Below are 18,840 nucleotides of genomic sequence, written 5' to 3'. Positions count from 1 at the left end.
GACAAACAGATTATTTTATTCGTCCTTAGTTGCTCTTTTTGCTGCACGTTCAGCACGTCTAGCTGCCCTTCTTGCTTCTGCCTCTGGGTCAACAACTCGCTCACGTTTTTCACGTCTCACTGGTTTTTCAACCTTCTCAGTCTCTTCTTTGACTATCCCTTTGGCTTTTTCTTCTTTAGCAAGGAATTTCTCAGCATCACCAGACATTCTTGCATAACGTAAAAACTTGCGTCTTGCATCTTGTTTAGTCTTTTCAAATAATAGCTCTGCTTTGGAAGGGCTAAGTGATTTTAGACTTGAAAAGCGAACTTGCTGTAACATGAAATCTGTCATTTGATCAAAGTTTGGTTTTTTGAAATCTAAAGTTAGAGGATTTTTACCTTTTTCTTCTAAGTCTGGATTATATCTATAAAGTTGCCAATATCCTGAATCAACTGCTTCTTTAGCTTCAGTTAATGTCTTACTCATTCCTCCGCGTAAACCGTGAGAAATACAAGGGGTATAAGCAATAATTAGTGAAGGACCATTATGTCTTTCTGCTTCTTCAAATGCTTTTATAGTTTGCATTTGATTTGCGCCACTTGCAATTTGAGCCACATATACATTTCCATATGTCATTGCCATGAAGCCTAAGTCTTTTTTAGCTGCTTCTTTACCAGCTGCTGAGAATTTTTCTATCGCACTAGCAGGAGTGGCTTTTGAAACTTGACCTCCAGTATTAGCATAAACCTCATTATCCATAACTAGTAGGTTTACATCTGCACCACTTGCAATTACATGGTCAATACCACCATAACCAATATCATATGCCCAACCATCTCCACCAATCATCCATTGACTCGGTTTAACGAATTGATCCTGGTGTTTGATAATTTCTTTAAATGCATCATTATCTGAAACATCTTTCAATGCTGCTTTTAATTTTTCAGCTCTTTGTCTTGTTCCTTGTGACTCAAAACGATGCTCAATCCAGTCCTTCATCAAATTAGCGAGTTCTTCAGATGCAAAAGGAATCAAATCTTCCATTTGAGAGGCTAATTTATCTCTACGTGCTACACTTGCAAGCCACATCCCGTAACCAAATTCCGCATTATCCTCTAATAAAGAATTTGACCATGCTGGACCTTGTCCATCTTCATTTGTGGTATATGGAGTTGCAGGAGCAGCTCCTCCCCATATTGATGAACATCCAGTAGCATTGGCAATCATCATCCTATCACCAAACATTTGTGTTAGTAATTTTACATATGGTGTTTCTCCACAACCTGAACATGCACCTGAAAATTCTAACAATGGTTTATTAAACTGACTTCCAAGTACTGTATTTTCCCTTGCTGGATTCTCTTTTTGTTTTAGAGTCATTGAAAATGCCCAATTTACGGTTTGGTCATTAACTTCTTCATATGGCTTCATAACTAAAGCACCTTTTTCTTTGGCTGGACAAGCTTCTACACAAAGTCCACAACCCGTACAGTCCTCAACAGATACTTGTATTCGATACATGAGTCCGTCTTTACCTTTAAAATCTTTTACATGGTAACCATCAGGTGCTTGATTCATTTCATCTTCATCAATTAAGAAGGGACGAATTGCAGCATGGGGGCATACGAACGAGCATTGGTTACATGCCGTACATGCTTCAGCATTCCAGACAGGCACTTCGAGAGCTACACCGCGTTTTTCAAATGCTGCGGTACCAACAGGTATGCGACCATCAGTCATATTATTTGCAACTAAATCACCAACAGAAAGCTCATCACCTTCTTGTGAATTCACACTGTTAACAATTTGGAAAACATATTTGTTCTCCCCTTTGTTTCCTTTTTTCTTTTCCGGAGCTTGTGCATCTTTCCAAGATTCAGGAACTTCAACCTTATGTAGTCTTTCAGCAGCTATGTCCATTGCTAAGTGGTTACTCTCAACAATTTTCATTGATTTTCTTGCATAAGAATCTAGTGCATCTTGTTTTAAAATACTCATTGCCTGATCAAATGGCATGATATTTGTTAATTTAAAGAAGGCAACTTGCATTGCAGTATTTATTCTTCTTCCAAGGCCTACCTCGCGAGCAATATTTACAGCATCAAGGGTATAAAATTCAATATTGTTTTCAGCAATATATTTTTTAAACTTACTTGGTAAATGCTTATCTAATTGTTCATCGTTCCATAAAGTATTTAGCAAGAATGTCCCACCAGGTTTAAGACCTTTTAAAACGTCATACTGATGAAGGTAATTTGATGCATGAACAGCAACAAAATCAGCACTTTGTATCAGATATGTTGATTTTATAGGTGTACTTCCAAATCTTAAATGACTGACAGTTAGTCCGCCTGATTTCTTAGAATCATATGAAAATGCGCCTTGTATATATTTATCGGTATTGTTTCCAATAATCTTTATAGCTGATTTATTTGCACCAACTGTACCATCACTACCAAATCCCCAGAATTTAGCTTGATACGTTGTAGATGGAGTCAAGTCAATTTCTTCACCTAAGTCAAGTGATAAATTAGTCACATCATCCTTAATACCTACTGTAAATAAAGTTTTAGATTTTTCTTTTAATAGCTCATCATACACAGCAATTATTTGTTGAGGTGTTGTATCCTTACTTCCAATTCCATATCGACCTCCAATTACCTTAACATCATGGTTGAACAATGCACTTTTGACATCTAAATAAAGTGGCTCACCATTGCTTCCAGGTTCTTTTGTTCTATCTAATACAGCAATATTTTTTGCAGTTTTAGGTAGATGTTCTATGAAATTTTCAACAGGGAATGGACGATATAGATGAATATTAATAAAACCGACCTTGCGTCCATTTGCATTTAAATAATCTACAACCTGCTCAACTGTTTGTCCAACACTGCCTAATGATACAATAACCTCAGTTGCTTCTGGATCACCATAGTAATTAACTAAATCATAGTTTGTTCCACGAAGTTCATTAATTTTTCTCATATATTTTTGAACTATAGCTGGAGTTGCTTCGTAATATGAGTTTACTGTTTCTCTTTGTTGAAAATGAATGTCGGGATTTTGATTACTTCCAGATACTGAAGGATGATCCGGGTTCATTGCTCGATTTCTAAACTCTTCAAGCTTTTCTTGATTAATCATTTCTGCCAGGTCTTCATAGTTAATTACATCAATTTTTTGTAATTCATGACTTGTCCTAAATCCATCAAAAAAATTGAGGAAGGGTACACTAGCCTCAATTGTTGCCAAATGAGCAACAGCTGATAAGTCCATAACTTCCTGAACACTCGCCTCTGCAAGCATTGCATAACCAGTTGTTCTTGCAGTCATAATGTCGCTTTGATCACCAAAGATATTCAAAGCATTTGTGGTAACAGCTCTTGCTGCAACATGTATTACACTTGGTAATAATTCACCAGCAATTTTAAATAAACTTGGAATCATTAGAAGTAAGCCTTGACTTGCTGTGTAAGTAGTCGCTAAAGCTCCTGCTTTTAAAGCTCCATGTACTGCTCCAGCAGCTCCAGCTTCACTCTGCATCTCAGTTATTTTTACTGGTTGACCCCAAATATTTTTTTTACCCTGGCTTGACCATTCGTCAGTGTACTCAGCCATCGGAGAACTTGGTGTGATAGGGTATATTGCTGATATTTCTGAAAATGCGTAGGCAATATGAGCTGCAGCCATATTCCCATCCATTGTTTTTTTCATCTTATTCTTTCCTCCTCTAGAGGGTCTTTGATATTATATGTTGGTATTTTGCTGAGTAAAATCAGCATTCTCATCTATTTTAACACTTTTTAATCAAAAATTGTGCGATAATGCAAAAAAGTCTATAGTTTTATGGCATATTTCAGCATATATGGTAAAATCAAAATTTTAAAATTTCCATAAAAATATTTTAATATAAAAAAAAACTATCCAAGAATTTGGATAGCTAGTCTATAGATTTTTTTATTCATTACCTGCTGTTTCATCTGCTGCAGCAGCTTCAGCTAACTTATTATCAATAGCTTGTGCTGCTGTAATAAGAGCAAGTTTGTATACTTCTTCTTCATTACATCCACGAGATAAATCCGAAACCGGTTTGTTTAATCCTTGAAGGATTGGTCCAACAGCGTCAAAGTTACCTAAACGTTGTGCAATCTTATAGCCGATGTTACCTGATTGTAAATCTGGGAATACAAATACTGTTGCTTTACCAGCAACTTCACTTCCTGGAGCTTTGAGTGCACCAACATTTGAGTCATAAGCTGCATCAAATTGGAACTCACCATCAAGAGCTAAGTCAGGACGTGCTTCTTGAGCAAGTTTAGTAGCTTCTACAACTTTATCAACATCTGGAGATTTACCACTTCCTTTTGTAGAGAAGCTTAACATTGCTACTTTTGGATCAATATCAAATAGTTCAGCAGTTTCAGCAGAAGCAATTGCAATATCAGCTAATGCTTGAGCATCAGGTTCAATATTAATCGCACAGTCACTGAAAATGTATCTTTCTTGATCGCGACCACGAAGTAATAGGAAAGCTCCACTTGTACGAGAAATTCCAGGTTTTGTTTTAATAATTTGTAGTGCTGGACGAACTGTATCAGCTGTTGAGTGAATAGCTCCACTAACAAAACCATCAGCAATTCCCATTTGAACTAACATAATTCCAAAGTAATTTTCGTCTAAAAGTAATTCACGCGCTTGTTCAGGAGTAACTTTACCTTTACGAATTTTAACTAATTCTTCTACAAAGAGTTCAGTACGCCCACAATTTTTAGGGTCATAACTTTCGTATCCTTCAGAAACAATCCCTGTATCTTGAAAGTTAGCAGCGATTTGTTCTTTATTACCAACTAGAACTGGGATGATATGTCCCTCTGCTCTTAGACGGTTTACGGCACCAAGTACACGTGGGTCAGTTGCTTCAGGGAAAACAATCTTAATGCCTTTTCCTGAAATTTTGCTTTTTAGTGATTCAAATAAATCCATTGGTATTCTCCTCTTTTTTTCTAAGAAATTCATTTTAATTATAGCTCAATGCTTGTGAAATGTAAACGATTACGAATACTTAATAGGACTTTTCTCCTGTACTATTAGTGTATTGTTTATTTGTGAAAAAGGTTTGCTACCAAAAAAACCACGATTCGCAGAAAACGGACTCGGATGCGCTGATTTAATCACCTTACCACTTATTAAATGTTCATAAGATTGTGCATGTTTCCCCCACAATACCCATATAATATCAGGCCGCTTTTCACTTAAATATGAAATAGTATTTTCAATAAAAGTCGACCAACCAATTTTTGCATGACTTGCTGGTTGATGAGCAACCACTGTTAATGCCGTATTAAGCAAAAATATTCCTTGTTCCGCCCAATCAGTCAGATCACCATTTGTTCGCTTGATTCCAAGATCAGATTCAAGTTCCTTAAAAATGTTTCGAAGACTCGCAGGTAATTTATCTCCTTCACGCACTGAAAATGCTAAACCTGTGGCTTGACCGTTATGATATGGATCTTGACCAATGATTACAACTTTTATCTTATCTAAAGGTGTAATATCATATGCTCTGAAAACATCTTTCAATGCAGGGTATACATCATCTGTTTCATAGGATAATTTCACCTTTTCTTGTAATTCGTGATAGTAATCTTTTTTTCTTTCAATTTCAAAAAAAGGTTCCCAAGAAGAATGGTTCTTCATTATACATTCTCTTTCTCGTCAGAATGGTTATCAATATCTAGAATACTTGCAATCTTTGTATTAATAATATCTACACCAACTGTATTACTTACACCTTCAGGAATAATAACATCTGCATATCGTTTCGTAGGTTCAATGAATTGGTGATACATTGGTTTTACAGCTGTAAGGTATTGGCTAACCACACTGTCAAGAGTCCTACCACGCTCATCCATGTCGCGCTTTATACGTCGTAAAATTCTTACATCATCATCTGTATCAACAAATATTTTGATATCCATCATATCACGAAGTCTCTTATCATCAAGAACCAAAATTCCTTCAACAATAATTACATCTTGAGGATCCTGTCTATAAGTCTTATCACTCCTTGTATGATTTTCATAATCGTAAATCGGAATATCAACAGCTCTGCCTTCTGAAAGCTCTTTTAATTGTTCAATCAGAAAATCTGTATCGAATGCAAACGGATGATCGTAATTAGTTTTTAAACGCTCTGAAAAGTCTAAATGACTTTGATCTTTATAATATGAATCATGCTCAATCATGGCAATCTTTTCATTTTTAAAATTATCTAAAATTGCTCTAGATACACTTGTTTTTCCACTGGCACTACCACCAGTAACTCCAATAATTATAGGTTTTTTAGACATTGACAATATACTCCATAATATTTATTATTCATCTATTTTAACACACATTTAAAAAATTTATGGTTCAATTAAAAAAATTTATGTCTATCTGTTCTAATTTTTGCTAAACTTATGGGATATCAATGTTTATTTAGGATTTATATTTAAGGAGAAAAAATGAGTAACTTTTTAGTTTTACAAACCGACTTCGGTTTAGGAGATGGTGCAGTTAGCGCAATGCACGGTGTAGCACATACCGTTAGTGATACTATTACAGTATCGGACTTGACACACGATATACCTCCATATGATATTTGGGTAGCTAGTTACCGTCTATATCAAACTGTAAAATATTGGAAGGAAGGAACTGTTTTTGTAAGCGTTGTTGACCCAGGAGTTGGAAGCGACCGTCGCAGTATAGCTATCAAGACAGTAAGCGGCCATTATATTCTAACACCCGATAACGGATCAATCACTCATATCGCCCACTATGACGGCATAGCTGAAGTTCGAGCTATTGATGAGGTGAAAAGCCGCTTGCCACATTCTGAAGAAAGTCACACATTCCATGGACGTGACATTTATGCGTATAATGGTGCTCGATTAGCAAGTAATGAAATTAAGTTCGAAGATTTAGGTGATGTTATCGAGCTAGTTGAAATTGAAAAGCTTAAAATCGTTGAAGCAACAAAAGATAATCATATTTTACGTGGATCAATTGATGTGCTGGATGTCAGATTCGGTTCTCTGTGGACAAATATCCCGCTAGATTTTGCTAAAGATGAAAATATCGATCAAAACGACCAATTGCAGGTTACAATTTATCACGAGGACAAAAAAGTTTATCAGAATACTATGGTATTTGCCCGTAGCTTTGCGGACGTTAATATTGGTGAACCATTAGCTTATGTGAATTCACTTGTTAACATCGGAATTGCTATTAACCAAGACTCATTTAGCAAGCTATATCATATTGGAACAGGTACTGATTGGATTATTGAAATTCGTAAAGCACCAAAAATTATTTTTGAATATTAAGGAGAATATTACTAATGAAAAAACTTTCTGTAAAAAGCGTTGTAGCAACAGGTATTGGAGCTGCATTATTTGTTATTGTTGGATTATTTATTCGTATTCCACTTTTCCCAAATACTGATATTCAATTACAATATGCAGTACTTTCACTCTTCGCAGGCTTATTTGGACCAATTCCTGGCTTCTTAATCGGCTTCATCGGTCATACTTTAAAGGATTCAATAGCTTATGGTGCTCCTTGGTGGACTTGGTCAATTGCGAGTGGTCTTTTAGGTGTCGTCCTTGCTTATGCTGTTAATTCAACTGACCTTGAAAATGGAATCTTTGGCAAATCTCAAATTATTCGCTTTAATATCATTCAAATTATTGGTAATATAGTTATTTGGAGTGTACTCGCTCCAATCGGAGATATACTTATTTACAGTGAACCTAGTAACAAAGTTTTTACTCAAGGTATGATTGCTAGTGTTTCAAATATAATTACTGTTGGTATTGGTGGTACTGCATTACTTGTTTTATATGCAAAAACTCGTACTAAAGAAGGTAGTTTAACAAAAGATTAGGAAATCTTATGCAAGAAAAAATTATTGAAATTGAAAATTTTTCCTTTCGCTATAATAGCCAAAGTGAACCAACTCTTAAAAATATTAATTTAGATATTTTTGAAGGTGAAAAAATACTTATAATTGGACCAAGTGGATCTGGAAAATCTACATTGGGTCAAGCATTGAATGGAATCATTCCAAATTTACATAAAGGTGAATCAGAGGGCAAATTGTTAGTAAACAGCTTGCCTTTTGGTTCTTCTATATTTGATTTATCTAAATCAATTAGTACAGTCCTTCAAGATACTGATGATCAATTTATTGGATTAACAGTTGCTGAAGATATTGCCTTTGCACTTGAAAATGATGAAGTTGGGCAAGAAGAAATGCAAAAAGCTGTTGAATTTTGGGCAAATACAGTAGAAATTGGAAATTACCTAAATAAAAAACCTCAAGAATTATCTGGTGGTCAAAAGCAGAGAGTTTCTCTTGCAGGAGTTTTGATTGATGAGTCACCAATTTTACTTTTTGATGAACCTCTGGCAAACCTTGATCCCAAGTCTGGACGAGATACAATTGAACTTATCGACAAAATTCATAAGGAAACAAAGGCAACTTGTATCATCATTGAGCACCGCTTAGAAGACGTACTTCATGCTGACATTGATCGAATTGTTTTGATTAATGATGGGCAAGTTCTTTACAATGATTCTGCGGAAATGTTATTATCATCTAATCTTCTTCAAGAAAATGGATTGCGAGAACCACTATATGTCTCAGCCCTTAAATATGCTGGTATAGATGTTTCAAATGTAAAAGGAATCGCAAATATAAACAAACTTCAATTAACAGAAGATCAAAGGAAACAATTGCTAACATGGTCAAATGAAATTAAGAACACCAGTCAGTTAACCAAGAAAGATGAACTTTTAAGACTTGCTGATTTTTCTGTTTCATATGGTGATGATTCAATTCTGGAAAATGTCAACTTAGCAGTCGATTCTGGTCAACGTGTTTCCATTGTTGGACAAAATGGTGCTGGTAAATCTACCTTAGTCAAGGCTATCTGCAATTTTATTTCTTCCCAAGGAAAGATTTATTGGAAGGGACAAGATATTAGCGACGAGAACATAGCTGAAAGAGCAAGTAAGATTGGATTCGTTATGCAGAATCCTAATCATATGATTAGTCAATCAATGATTTTTGATGAGGTGGCACTTGGTTTACGTCTTAGAAATGTTGATGAAGATACTGTTAAATCTCAAGTTGAAAAAACCTTAAAAACTTGTGGACTTTACGAATTTCGTAACTGGCCTATTTCAGCTTTAAGTTATGGGCAAAAGAAACGTGTTACTATCGCTTCTATCCTTGTTCTTGAACCTGAACTTATTATTTTAGATGAGCCTACTGCGGGTCAAGACTTCAAGCATTATTCGGAATTTATGGATTTTCTTGATCAATTGAATGCCAATGGCAATACAATAATTTCTATCACCCATGATATGCATCAAATGATGGAGTATAGTGACCGAACTCTTGTCCTCGGAAACAAGACCGTCTTAGCTGATAAGTTACCCGCTGATGTTTTAACAAATGAAGAATTAATTAAGGAAGCTCATTTGAAGAAAACAAGTCTCTTCTCCTTAGCTCAAAATGTGGGTATTAAGGATGAGGAAGCCTTTATTGCAAACTTTATTAAATATGAGCAAGAAAGGAGGGAGATTAATGAATGATTCATCTCAAATTATCGGTTACAAACCTGGAAATACTTTTATCTATAAAATAAATGCTACTGCAAAAATGTTGTTCTTCATTCTTGTAACGGTAGCTTGTATGATTTCTTATGATACAAGATTTTTAGTAGCCATAAGTATCTTCTCCTTAGTACTTTTTAAAATATCAGATATCAAGTGGAAACAAATATCTTTTGTTATGAAATTTATAGTTGTCTTTTCCCTCTTAAATCTCTTGGTAGTCTTTCTTTTTGACCCAAGTTACGGAGTAAGACTCTATGGTTCAAAGACAGTTATCTTTGGTTTCCTTACATGGGAAGAACTATTTTATTTATTTAATCTAGCACTTAAATATTTCTGTACAGTACCACTTGCACTACTATTTTTACTTACTACTAATCCTAGCCAATTTGCTAGTTCACTTAATAGTTTAGGTGTTAGCTACCGTATATCATATGCTGTAAGTCTTGCACTTCGTTATATTCCTGATGTTCAAAATGATTTTAATAATATCAAGATTAGCCAACAAGCGCGTGGAATTGACCTTTCATCCAAAGGAAATTTAATTACAAGAATTAAGAAAAATGTGCAACTAATACTACCCCTAATTTTTTCAAGTCTTGAAAGAATTGAAAAAGTATCGACTGCCATGGAACTTAGACGATTTGGCAGTCGTAAAAAAAGAACATGGTATTCTTACAAGCCATTTAAAAGAAATGATTATTTAGTTCTTGCATTAGCAATATCGATAGTATTAATCACAATTTCTCTTTTCTGGGTTAATAATGGACGTTTCTACAATCCATTCATTTAACTAATAACAACTATAAAAAATCTCCCAAATTTGAGAGATTTTTTTGCTATTTAAGAATCAAACTAGTGTACTTGGGAATTGTTAGCTTACCATTTTCAAGTTTAGCTTCTCCCTTAAAGGCAGATAAAGTTTCTTTTATCTTATATTTGGAAATTTCTTTTGGTAGATCTATTGTTAAATCTTCCTTATCACTAAAGTTATGAATAACAGCAACTTTTTCATCTTCGTATTCATAAGATAAGATTGCAATGTTTTTTTCATCTGATTCAAGGTTTGTAATTTCCCCACGCGCTATTTCTGGATAATTTGACTTAGCACGAAGAACTTTTTTGTACCAACTTAATACTGAATCTGGATTTTTTTCTTGCACTTCAACTGATCCACCATCAGTTTCAGCCTTCATGCTTGAATTTTCAAATGGTTTTGGTTGACCTTTACCATCATTATTAAATATCATAGGTTGACGTTTATTCTCATCAGCACCTTTGCCAGTCATTCCAATTTCTTCACCATAGTAAATAAAAGGATTTCCAGGCATCAAAAGATAGGTATTAGCTGCCATCTTCTTTTGTTCAAGGGTATTAAATGTATTAGCGGAGCGATCTCCATCATGATTACTAAGGAAGGGTGCATCTATAGCACCTTTATTTTTTTCCTTAATTGCCATATCCCAAGTTACAAGTTTATCAGCAAAATTTTGACCATTGCCTAGTTGAACAGTTTCAGCTATGACACCATATTTTTTAGCCTGTGCAAATGGAAAATTGAAGAGACTATCTATTCCACTTTCGTAATGACTTTCAATATTATAAGCATCATTCCATACCTCACCAACTACATAGACATCCTTATTTTGCTTTTGCACTGTCTCCATAAACCATTTGGTGAACTCATTATCTTTTTCAGTTTCACCAGTGTAATACTCGCCAACAGCATCAAGTCTAAAACCAGCAATTCCTTTTTTAATCCAGAAATCAGTAATTTTTTTTATCTCTGTTCTTACATCTTCATTCTTAAGATTCAAATCAGGCATCCCTTCCCAGAAACGTGCCTCATAGTACCAGCCTTCTCCCAAAGATACATACCCTTCTTTTTGTTCACGCGAAAAATTATAGAAATCCTTGTATTTTTGATCTTCCTTTGAGCCAGTTCCTAAAACAGCTCTTTTAGCAGCCTTAAACCACTCATTTTCACTTGATGTATGATTCAACACTAAATCAATTATCACCTTAATATTGTGATTTTTTGATTCTTTGACTAGGTTTTCAAAGTCTTCCATACTTCCAAAGGATGGATCAACTTGATAGTAGTCAATTACATCATATTTATGGTAGCTTGGAGACTTCATTATAGGAGTCAACCATACACCATCAACCTTTAAGTCATCTGTAGTATCTTTTTTTCCAGTATTTAAGTAGTCAAGCTTTTCAGTAATTCCTTTTAAATCACCTTTACCATCCCCATCACTATCATAAAAACTTCCTGTGAAGATTTCATAATAATTTCCATATAAATCGTTGGTAGATTTTGTCGGCTTAGCACTACTTTCCGTGCTACAAGCTGATAAACCTAATAAAGTTAATGCTGCCATAGTAATATAAAAATGTTTTTTCATTTATTCTCCTCATTCAATGCAACCGTTTTCATCATCTATATAATAACATGAAAATTCATTTTTTCAATATTAATTTTTAGGTATGTTATAATTAATATAGTTTTATTAACATGGAGGTATTATGTATGCTAAAACTCGCAATAATAGGTACAGGCTGGATTTCTCGTGCTTTCATAGATGCAGCCCTATCTACAGAAAAATATGAACTCACTGCTGTCTATTCACGTAGACTGTCAAGCGCTGAAGACTTTACAAGAGATTTTGATAACGTAAAATTATTCGATAATCTGGATAATTTTTTCCAAGATGATTTTGACCTTGTCTATATAGCAAGTCCAAATTCGCTTCACTTCGCTCATGCTCAGCTTGCTCTTAAAAACAAGAAAAATGTTATCGTAGAAAAACCAGCATTTTCAAATCCGACTGAATTAGCTGAAATCATTAAAACTGCAGAAGAAAAAAATGTTTTAATTTTTGAAGCTGCCAGAAATATTCATGAAAAATCATTTACTACAATCAAGAATTTCTTAGATGATAAAACAATTACTGGAGCTGACTTTACTTATGCAAAGTATTCTTCTAAAATGAAAGCTTTGCTTGCAGGAGATATTCCAAATACTTTTTCTGCTAAATTTTCTGGCGGAGCTCTTGCTGATTTAGGTGTTTATGCTCTTTATGCAGCAGCTTATTTATTTGGCAAGTCAAATCGAGCTTTATATCAAGGAATTATTCTTAATAGTGGAGTTGATATAAATGGTGTTGGTTGCCTAGAATATGATAATTTTAATTTAGCTCTAAAGACTGGGAAAAACCTTACAAGTAACCTTCCATCTGAAATCTACACAACTGATGGAACTTTGACATTAGATGGAATTAATGCTGTTTCATCTGCCGTGTTTGAAACTTTCGATGGACAAGTTATTGAGTTAGACGTCTCTGCACTTGAAAATCCGATGGCTGAGGAAGCTTGGGATTTTGCTGAAATCTTGTTGGACCCAACAAGTGAGAAGAATATGAAAGAATATGAAGAACTTTTGCATCTTGCTCAAATCGTGGCTAACACTAGCTTTGAGATGAGGAAGAATGCTGGAATTAAATTTGAGGCTGATAAAAATGATTGATAAAAATACGTTGCCAGAAGTATGGCAAACACAACTTGAAGAACTTGGTTTTAATGAATTCACTGCGGTTCAGGAAGAAAGTTTTGAACCTTTGAAAGATGGAATGAATGTTATTGCAACAAGTCCTACAGGAACTGGTAAAACTCTTGCCTATCTTCTACCGCTACTACTTAACGTAAAAAAAGGAGCTGGTCAACAGCTTCTGATTCTTGCACCAAACAGCGAACTTGCTGGACAAATTCATGATGTTACAAAAACATGGGCTGAACCTCTTGGTTTAAAAGCTAGTCTTGTTATTGCTGGTGCTAGTCTTAAACGACAAATTGAACGTTTGAAAAAAGCTCCAGAAATTGTAATTGCAACTCCTGGTCGTGCATTGGAACTTGTAAAAGATAAGAAAATCAAGATGACTGCCATTAACACTATTGTTCTTGATGAAGTTGACCAACTAGTTGAAGATGGCCAGTTTAATTTTGTTAAACCTATCATTAACCGCACACCTAAAGATTATCAATTTGCCTTTTACTCTGCTACTGCTGACAGTCAGTTGGAAAAAATCCAACAAATTGCTGAAAATAAATTATCTAATCTTGTAGAAATTAATGTTACTGAAACTGATTCAAATGTTGAACACATCTTTGTTGAAGTTGAAAAACGTAAGAAAGTTGACTTTTTACGTCAGCTAGCTCACCTACCTAATATGCGTGGTCTCGTCTTCTTCAATAAACTTGATGATTTGGGTAATGCAGAACAAAAATTACAATATCAAGGTATTGATGCACAATCTCTTGCAAGTGATGTTGGCGGACGTTTTAGAAAAGTTTTATTAGATAAGTTCAAAAATGGAGAAATCACCCTCTTACTCGCTACTGACTTACTTGCGCGTGGAATCGATATTGAAAATTTAGATTATGTTATTAATTTTGATGTTCCTGTAACTGAAGAAAGCTATCTTCACCGAGCTGGTCGTACTGGTCGTATGGGCAAAGATGGTACTGTTCTATCAATCATCTCTTCTCCTATTGAAAAGAAAAATTTGAAAAAACTAGCTAATGACCCTCAAGAAAAGATTCTAAAAGCCCAAAAATTTGTGGATAAAAAGTAATTATGAATAATAAAGAAAAATGGATATTTAGGATTGTAACCTTAGTTTACTGCCTCTATATGTATTACTATGGTGGACCATTTTACTTTATGATTCTAAATGTCTTTCTAGCTTACATTCCAATTGAAATAAGTTTCCATTTAAATATTAAAAATGGTTGGAAATTCTGGTTACCTGCAGCTTTTTGGCTCCTATTTTATCCAAACGCTCCTTATCTCTTAACTGATTTTATTCATTTAGTACATATACCCATCTATGATGGTCGCTCTATCTACATCAGTCCCAATATGGATTATTGGTGGAAATATTCAATTTTGGCGCTTGGAATTATTGGTTTCACAATAGTTGGAATGGATTCAATAAATACGATCAGTAGGCAATTGCTATATAAATTCAAAGAATGGAAAGTTATTACATTTCAAATAATTGTTCAATTTCTTTCATCTCTTGCAATTTATGTAGGTCGCTTCGACCGATTGCATAGTGTCTATATTTTTACAGAACCTGTTAACACCATTAAATTAATATTCTTTACCTGGTCACAAAATAAAATTCAATTCATTCTCATAATGACTTTTTTACAAATAGGATTATTCTATTTCATAAATTTTGTGCGAAAAAATACAGAAAAGAACCTCTCAACTAATAACTGAGAGGTTTTCTTTATATAGTTGATTAAAAATAGAAATACCTTCGTTTTACTACGATGTCGATTACACTTAAATAAGCGAGCTCATTAGTATAAATCGCAACGATGTATCAGTCTATTTTTAAGTGACCATAAATGGAAAAAGACCCGAAGGTCTTTTATATAGGTTTGGCACCTAATGGCCCCTGACGGAATCGAACCATCAACTAATTCTTAGGAGGAACTTGTTATATCCATTTAACTAAGGAGCCACTTCTATTACGAATAATAATTATAACATAATTTATAGGATTTTCTATACCTTATGATAACTATTTATATGTATAAATATAAAAAGCAGGAATTTCTTCCTACTTCTCAAATAATTTTACGATATCTTTTTCAATGTCTTTTGGTTCTGTTGTTGGTGCGTAGCGTTTTACAACGTTACCTTCTGAATCAACTAAGAATTTTGTGAAATTCCATTTGATTTTTTTACCTGCTAGTCCACCTTTTTCATTTTTTAAATATGCATAAAGTGGATCTTCATTTTCTCCATTTACGTCAATTTTTGCGAAAGTCTTAAAGCTAGTATCATATTTTAACTGACAGAATTCTTGAATTTCTTCATTACTTCCTGGTGCTTGATGACCAAATTGGTTACAAGGAAAGTCTAAAATTTCTAATCCTTTGTCAGAATACTTTTTATAAAGTTCTTCTAGACCCTCATATTGTGGAGTAAAACCACATCCAGTAGCAGTATTTACAATCAAAAGAACTTTTCCCTTATAATCAGCTAATGAAACATCTTCATTTTTAATATCTTTTACTTTTAAGTCATATATAGCCATCTGAATACCTCTTTTTTCTAACTATAGATATTCTACTCTTTAGAACTTTTGGAATCAACTAAATAGACCTTTTACGACTTCATTGACTGGTTTGCCATGAAGTCCTTTTGCGTCCATTGTCCAATTTACCCATCCAACTACACTATTGAGTAAGTATACCCAGTACATGATGACGATTTCAAATGATTGTCCCCACCATAGATAGATTGAGAAGATATTTGTTAATCCCCAGAAAATCCATTGTTCTGCATAACCACCACTCATCAAAACTTGTCCTGTAACGTTTGTTCCGTCCGTAACACTGTCACGGAAGGGGCGGTTGGCACCAATAGACTTGTAGGCGTATCCCATACCAAGCCAGACAATTGCAGTAAGTACGATGTTTTCAATCCATCCTGAAAGAGTGAGTCTATTAGTTAGTATGTCTTCTTCGTCTTGTCGAGGTTGAAGTGCAGCAACTAGCCACATGTAAAGACCGATAGGTTGCATAATTGTAAAGAATGTTGTTGTTGCTACTTCCCCATAGAAACCAGATTGTAGGCTCAAATGCAAGTATATTAAAGAATTAATTAGTCCAAAAATGTAGTTACTAGCACGTTTTTCATTTACAAATATTACACAAATTATACCAGTTAAACCTGCAATCATCCCAATCATTGAGTCAGGATTTAAGATGTAGGCAATTATCTGAATTGAACATAATGCAATCAAGTAAATCCATCCTAGTAAACTTCTTCCTAAGAATATATCAGCAAAAGTTAATTTTAGTACTCCCCCAAGTCCTAATTCCTTTGCTTTGTCCCATAATATTTTCAAATTTTTAGGTAAATCCTTGAAGTTTGAAATAATACTTCTTGTCTTGTTATGTAAAAAGTCTTTTATTCTTTTTACAATTGATTTTAAATAATTAATCATCTTATCTCCTCCATAAAGATTTTATTAAAAAACATAGAAAATAATTTTCAAGGGTATTTCAACGATTGATTAAAATTTTCTATGTGTGTGGTTAACATTTGAATATCGAATGATGCTCTTTCTCAATATCTCTTTCAAGTATTTTTATTAAATATTATTTAACGTATTCTTCTGTTAATTCCATGAACTCATTAATGTCAGCTAAAACCATGTCAATTCCTGCTTGCCAGAAATCAGGTTTAGTCAAATCAACTTGCAAATGCTTTTCTGCTAACTCTTCGGATGTCATTGAAGCTGTGTCGCGAAGAAGTGCTATATACTCATCTTCAAAGTTTGAACCTTTTTTATTTGCGTAAGCGTAAATTCCCATGCTAAATAGATATCCAAATGTATATGGGAAATTATAAAACGGAACATCATCAATAAAGAAATGTAATTTAGCAGCCCAGAAGTGTGGGTGATATGATGCTAGTCCATCAAGATATGCTTCTTTTTGTGCCTCCACCATCATTGAAGTAATTTCATCTGCTGAAACAAGTCCTTTTTGGCGTGCTTGATAAAAAGCATTTTCAAAGATGTAACGAGCATGAATATTCATGAACATAGCGATTGCATTTTGCATTTTAACATCAAGAAGGTTAATTTTCTCTTCCTTAGTCTTTGCGCTCTTAAGAGTAGCATCAGCAACAATTAGTTCTGCAAATGTACTAGCAGTTTCTGCTACATTCATTGCATAATCTTGGTTAAGACTTGGCATATCCCACATAACGCTACTATGGAAGGCATGTCCCAACTCATGAGCAAGAGTTGCTACCTCATTAACAGAATTGCTATAAGTCATGAAGATGCGAGACTCTTGTGTTTCTGGTAAACCTGTACAATATCCACCAGGTCGTTTACCAGGTCGGTCTTCAGCTTCAATCCAAGATTTATCAAATGCTTCCTGAGCAAACTTCGACATTTTAGGAGAGAATTTTTCAAAATTTTCTACAATAAATTCTGCAGCCTGATCAAATGTATAAGTTCTTTCTTCCATATCACCTAAAACGATAGGTGCGTCTTGGTCTTGCCACTCCATCTTATCTTTTCCAAAAAGTTGAGCTTTACGAGTTAAATAATCAACGATTGGTTGCTTGTTAGCTTGAATAGTAGACCACATAGCATCAACTGTTTCTTCTTTTAGACGATTATATTCTAATGGTTGTTTTAGGTAATCATCAACACCGTGGAGTTTTTGAGTTGATAAACGGAATCCATCTAGATGGTTCAATGTGTCAGCAAATACATCAACCTTGTCTGACCATGCTTTTTCCCATTTTTCAAATAAATCAGCTCTCACACTCGCATCCGCATCACCCATCATTTTATTAAAAGCTTGACCTGCAGAAAGTGAAACTTCTTTACCTTCTTCATCAATATACGGAATTTCGATACTTGCAACGATTGTATCGTAGTGACTACTCCATGCATTTAGACCATCCAAGTTAAGAGTGCTAATAATATTTTCTTCTGCTTCTGAAAGTAATTCATTACCATCACGACGAATTTCAGAAAGTCTAAATGATAGGTCTTTAAGTTCTGGAGTTAACATTAACTCAGTCCATTTTTCATCATCAATCTCGCTTAATTTCTTAGAAAAAATTGTTTGAGCAAGTTGAACTGCTGGATATTTTTTACTAAAGTCTCCATATACAAGTTTTGCTTTATCATCATTGATATCACTAGATAAAAGAGCACCGATAAAGCTACCACACTGACTAAATCCTTTAGAAATAACCTCTTGCAAATCTAAAATTTCAACAAATTTATCAACTGAATCAGATTCTGGCTTCCAGTCTATAACCTTATCATGATACTCTTTAATTTGGTTATCAAGTTCCACCATTCTATTTTGCAATTCTTGCGAATTACTTCCCCCAGGAAAAATTGAATCTAGATCCCAGTTAATTGCGTATTTCATTAACATTCTCCTTTATTTTTAACTAAATATAAGTATATCATAAATTTTTTGAATTATTAAAATTCAAGATGAGTTGTTGAAAATTACATAAAATTTCAGTAATATTTGCAATCCATCAAAAATATCGCAATTATCTGAATATTTATTGATTTGAATATATTATTTTGTTATACTGATTAAAATATGAAAAAAGAAATGAGTTTACAA

The 18,840-nt window shown here is 34.1% G+C and carries 15 protein-coding genes and 1 tRNA gene; 7 read left to right on the top strand and 9 right to left on the bottom strand.

Going from position 1 to position 18,840, the window contains the following annotated elements; genetic code table 11:
- Positions 1-15: 15 nt before the first annotated feature.
- The 4 genes from nifJ to udk all read right to left on the bottom strand — a co-directional run bounded on the left by nifJ (position 16) and on the right by udk (position 6,332).
- Positions 16-3,696, bottom strand: coding sequence for a pyruvate:ferredoxin (flavodoxin) oxidoreductase (gene nifJ / locus BG262_RS05215; RefSeq protein WP_070787824.1), 3,681 nt, complete (start codon positions 3,694-3,696; stop codon positions 16-18).
- Positions 3,697-3,939: 243 nt separating this feature from the next.
- A complete protein-coding gene (gene pta, locus BG262_RS05210; RefSeq protein ID WP_070787823.1) occupies positions 3,940-4,965 on the bottom strand; it encodes a phosphate acetyltransferase in 1,026 nt (341 codons plus the stop codon).
- A gap of 69 nt (positions 4,966-5,034) precedes the next feature.
- Complete coding sequence (locus BG262_RS05205) at positions 5,035-5,679, bottom strand: uracil-DNA glycosylase (RefSeq protein ID WP_070787822.1); 645 nt, start codon at positions 5,677-5,679, stop codon at positions 5,035-5,037.
- Complete coding sequence (gene udk, locus BG262_RS05200) at positions 5,679-6,332, bottom strand: uridine kinase (protein ID WP_070787821.1); 654 nt, start codon at positions 6,330-6,332, stop codon at positions 5,679-5,681. Before udk ends, BG262_RS05205 begins: the two co-directional genes overlap by 1 nt.
- Positions 6,333-6,488: 156 nt before the next feature.
- Here udk and BG262_RS05195 point away from each other — a divergent pair, with 156 nt between their 5' ends.
- From BG262_RS05195 to BG262_RS05180, 4 genes are read left to right on the top strand one after another with little or no spacing between them, the layout of a single operon-like run.
- Positions 6,489-7,349: an SAM hydrolase/SAM-dependent halogenase family protein gene (locus tag BG262_RS05195; RefSeq protein ID WP_070787820.1), complete on the top strand. Its 861-nt coding sequence runs from the start codon at positions 6,489-6,491 to the stop codon at positions 7,347-7,349.
- A gap of 14 nt (positions 7,350-7,363) precedes the next feature.
- A complete protein-coding gene (locus BG262_RS05190) occupies positions 7,364-7,909 on the top strand; it encodes an ECF-type riboflavin transporter substrate-binding protein (RefSeq protein WP_070787819.1) in 546 nt (181 codons plus the stop codon).
- Positions 7,910-7,917: 8 nt separating this feature from the next.
- Positions 7,918-9,624 carry an ABC transporter ATP-binding protein gene (locus tag BG262_RS05185; RefSeq protein WP_070787818.1) on the top strand — a complete coding sequence of 569 codons (1,707 nt, stop codon included), beginning with the start codon at positions 7,918-7,920 and terminating at the stop codon, positions 9,622-9,624.
- Positions 9,617-10,438 carry an energy-coupling factor transporter transmembrane component T family protein gene (locus BG262_RS05180; protein ID WP_070787817.1) on the top strand — a complete coding sequence of 274 codons (822 nt, stop codon included), beginning with the start codon at positions 9,617-9,619 and terminating at the stop codon, positions 10,436-10,438. The genes BG262_RS05185 and BG262_RS05180 overlap by 8 nt, the downstream gene beginning before the upstream one ends.
- Positions 10,439-10,484: 46 nt before the next feature.
- Here the strand turns inward: BG262_RS05180 and BG262_RS05175 are convergent, their stop codons facing one another.
- Positions 10,485-12,053, bottom strand: a complete 1,569-nt coding sequence (locus BG262_RS05175) for an alpha-amylase family glycosyl hydrolase (protein ID WP_070787816.1) — start codon at positions 12,051-12,053, stop codon at positions 10,485-10,487.
- 125 nt (positions 12,054-12,178) lie between these two features.
- Between BG262_RS05175 and BG262_RS05170 the strand changes: the two genes are divergently transcribed.
- From BG262_RS05170 to BG262_RS05160, 3 genes are read left to right on the top strand one after another with little or no spacing between them, the layout of a single operon-like run.
- Positions 12,179-13,174: a Gfo/Idh/MocA family protein gene (locus BG262_RS05170; protein ID WP_070787815.1), complete on the top strand. Its 996-nt coding sequence runs from the start codon at positions 12,179-12,181 to the stop codon at positions 13,172-13,174.
- Positions 13,167-14,279, top strand: a complete 1,113-nt coding sequence (locus BG262_RS05165; RefSeq protein WP_233278821.1) for a DEAD/DEAH box helicase — start codon at positions 13,167-13,169, stop codon at positions 14,277-14,279. Before BG262_RS05170 ends, BG262_RS05165 begins: the two co-directional genes overlap by 8 nt.
- Positions 14,280-14,281: 2 nt before the next feature.
- On the top strand, positions 14,282-14,932 hold the full coding sequence (locus BG262_RS05160) for a DUF1361 domain-containing protein (RefSeq protein ID WP_083312912.1): 651 nt from the start codon (positions 14,282-14,284) through the stop codon (positions 14,930-14,932).
- A gap of 175 nt (positions 14,933-15,107) precedes the next feature.
- Here the strand turns inward: BG262_RS05160 and BG262_RS05155 are convergent.
- From BG262_RS05155 to BG262_RS05140, 4 genes are all read right to left on the bottom strand, one after another.
- Positions 15,108-15,179, bottom strand: a tRNA-Arg gene (locus BG262_RS05155).
- Positions 15,180-15,278: 99 nt separating this feature from the next.
- Entirely contained in the window at positions 15,279-15,758 is a 480-nt protein-coding gene (locus tag BG262_RS05150; protein ID WP_070787813.1) for a glutathione peroxidase, read from the bottom strand.
- 54 nt (positions 15,759-15,812) lie between these two features.
- Positions 15,813-16,673, bottom strand: a complete 861-nt coding sequence (pnuC, locus tag BG262_RS05145) for a nicotinamide riboside transporter PnuC (protein WP_070787812.1) — start codon at positions 16,671-16,673, stop codon at positions 15,813-15,815.
- A 154-nt stretch (positions 16,674-16,827) separates the two neighbouring features.
- Entirely contained in the window at positions 16,828-18,633 is a 1,806-nt protein-coding gene (locus tag BG262_RS05140) for a M3 family oligoendopeptidase (RefSeq protein WP_070787811.1), read from the bottom strand.
- Between the last annotated feature and the right edge of the window lie 207 nt (positions 18,634-18,840).

Origin of the sequence: Floricoccus penangensis, from assembly GCF_001832885.1 — a bacterium.
Lineage (GTDB): Bacteria > Bacillota > Bacilli > Lactobacillales > Streptococcaceae > Floricoccus > Floricoccus penangensis.
This window is presented reverse-complemented; position numbering and strand designations above follow the sequence as displayed.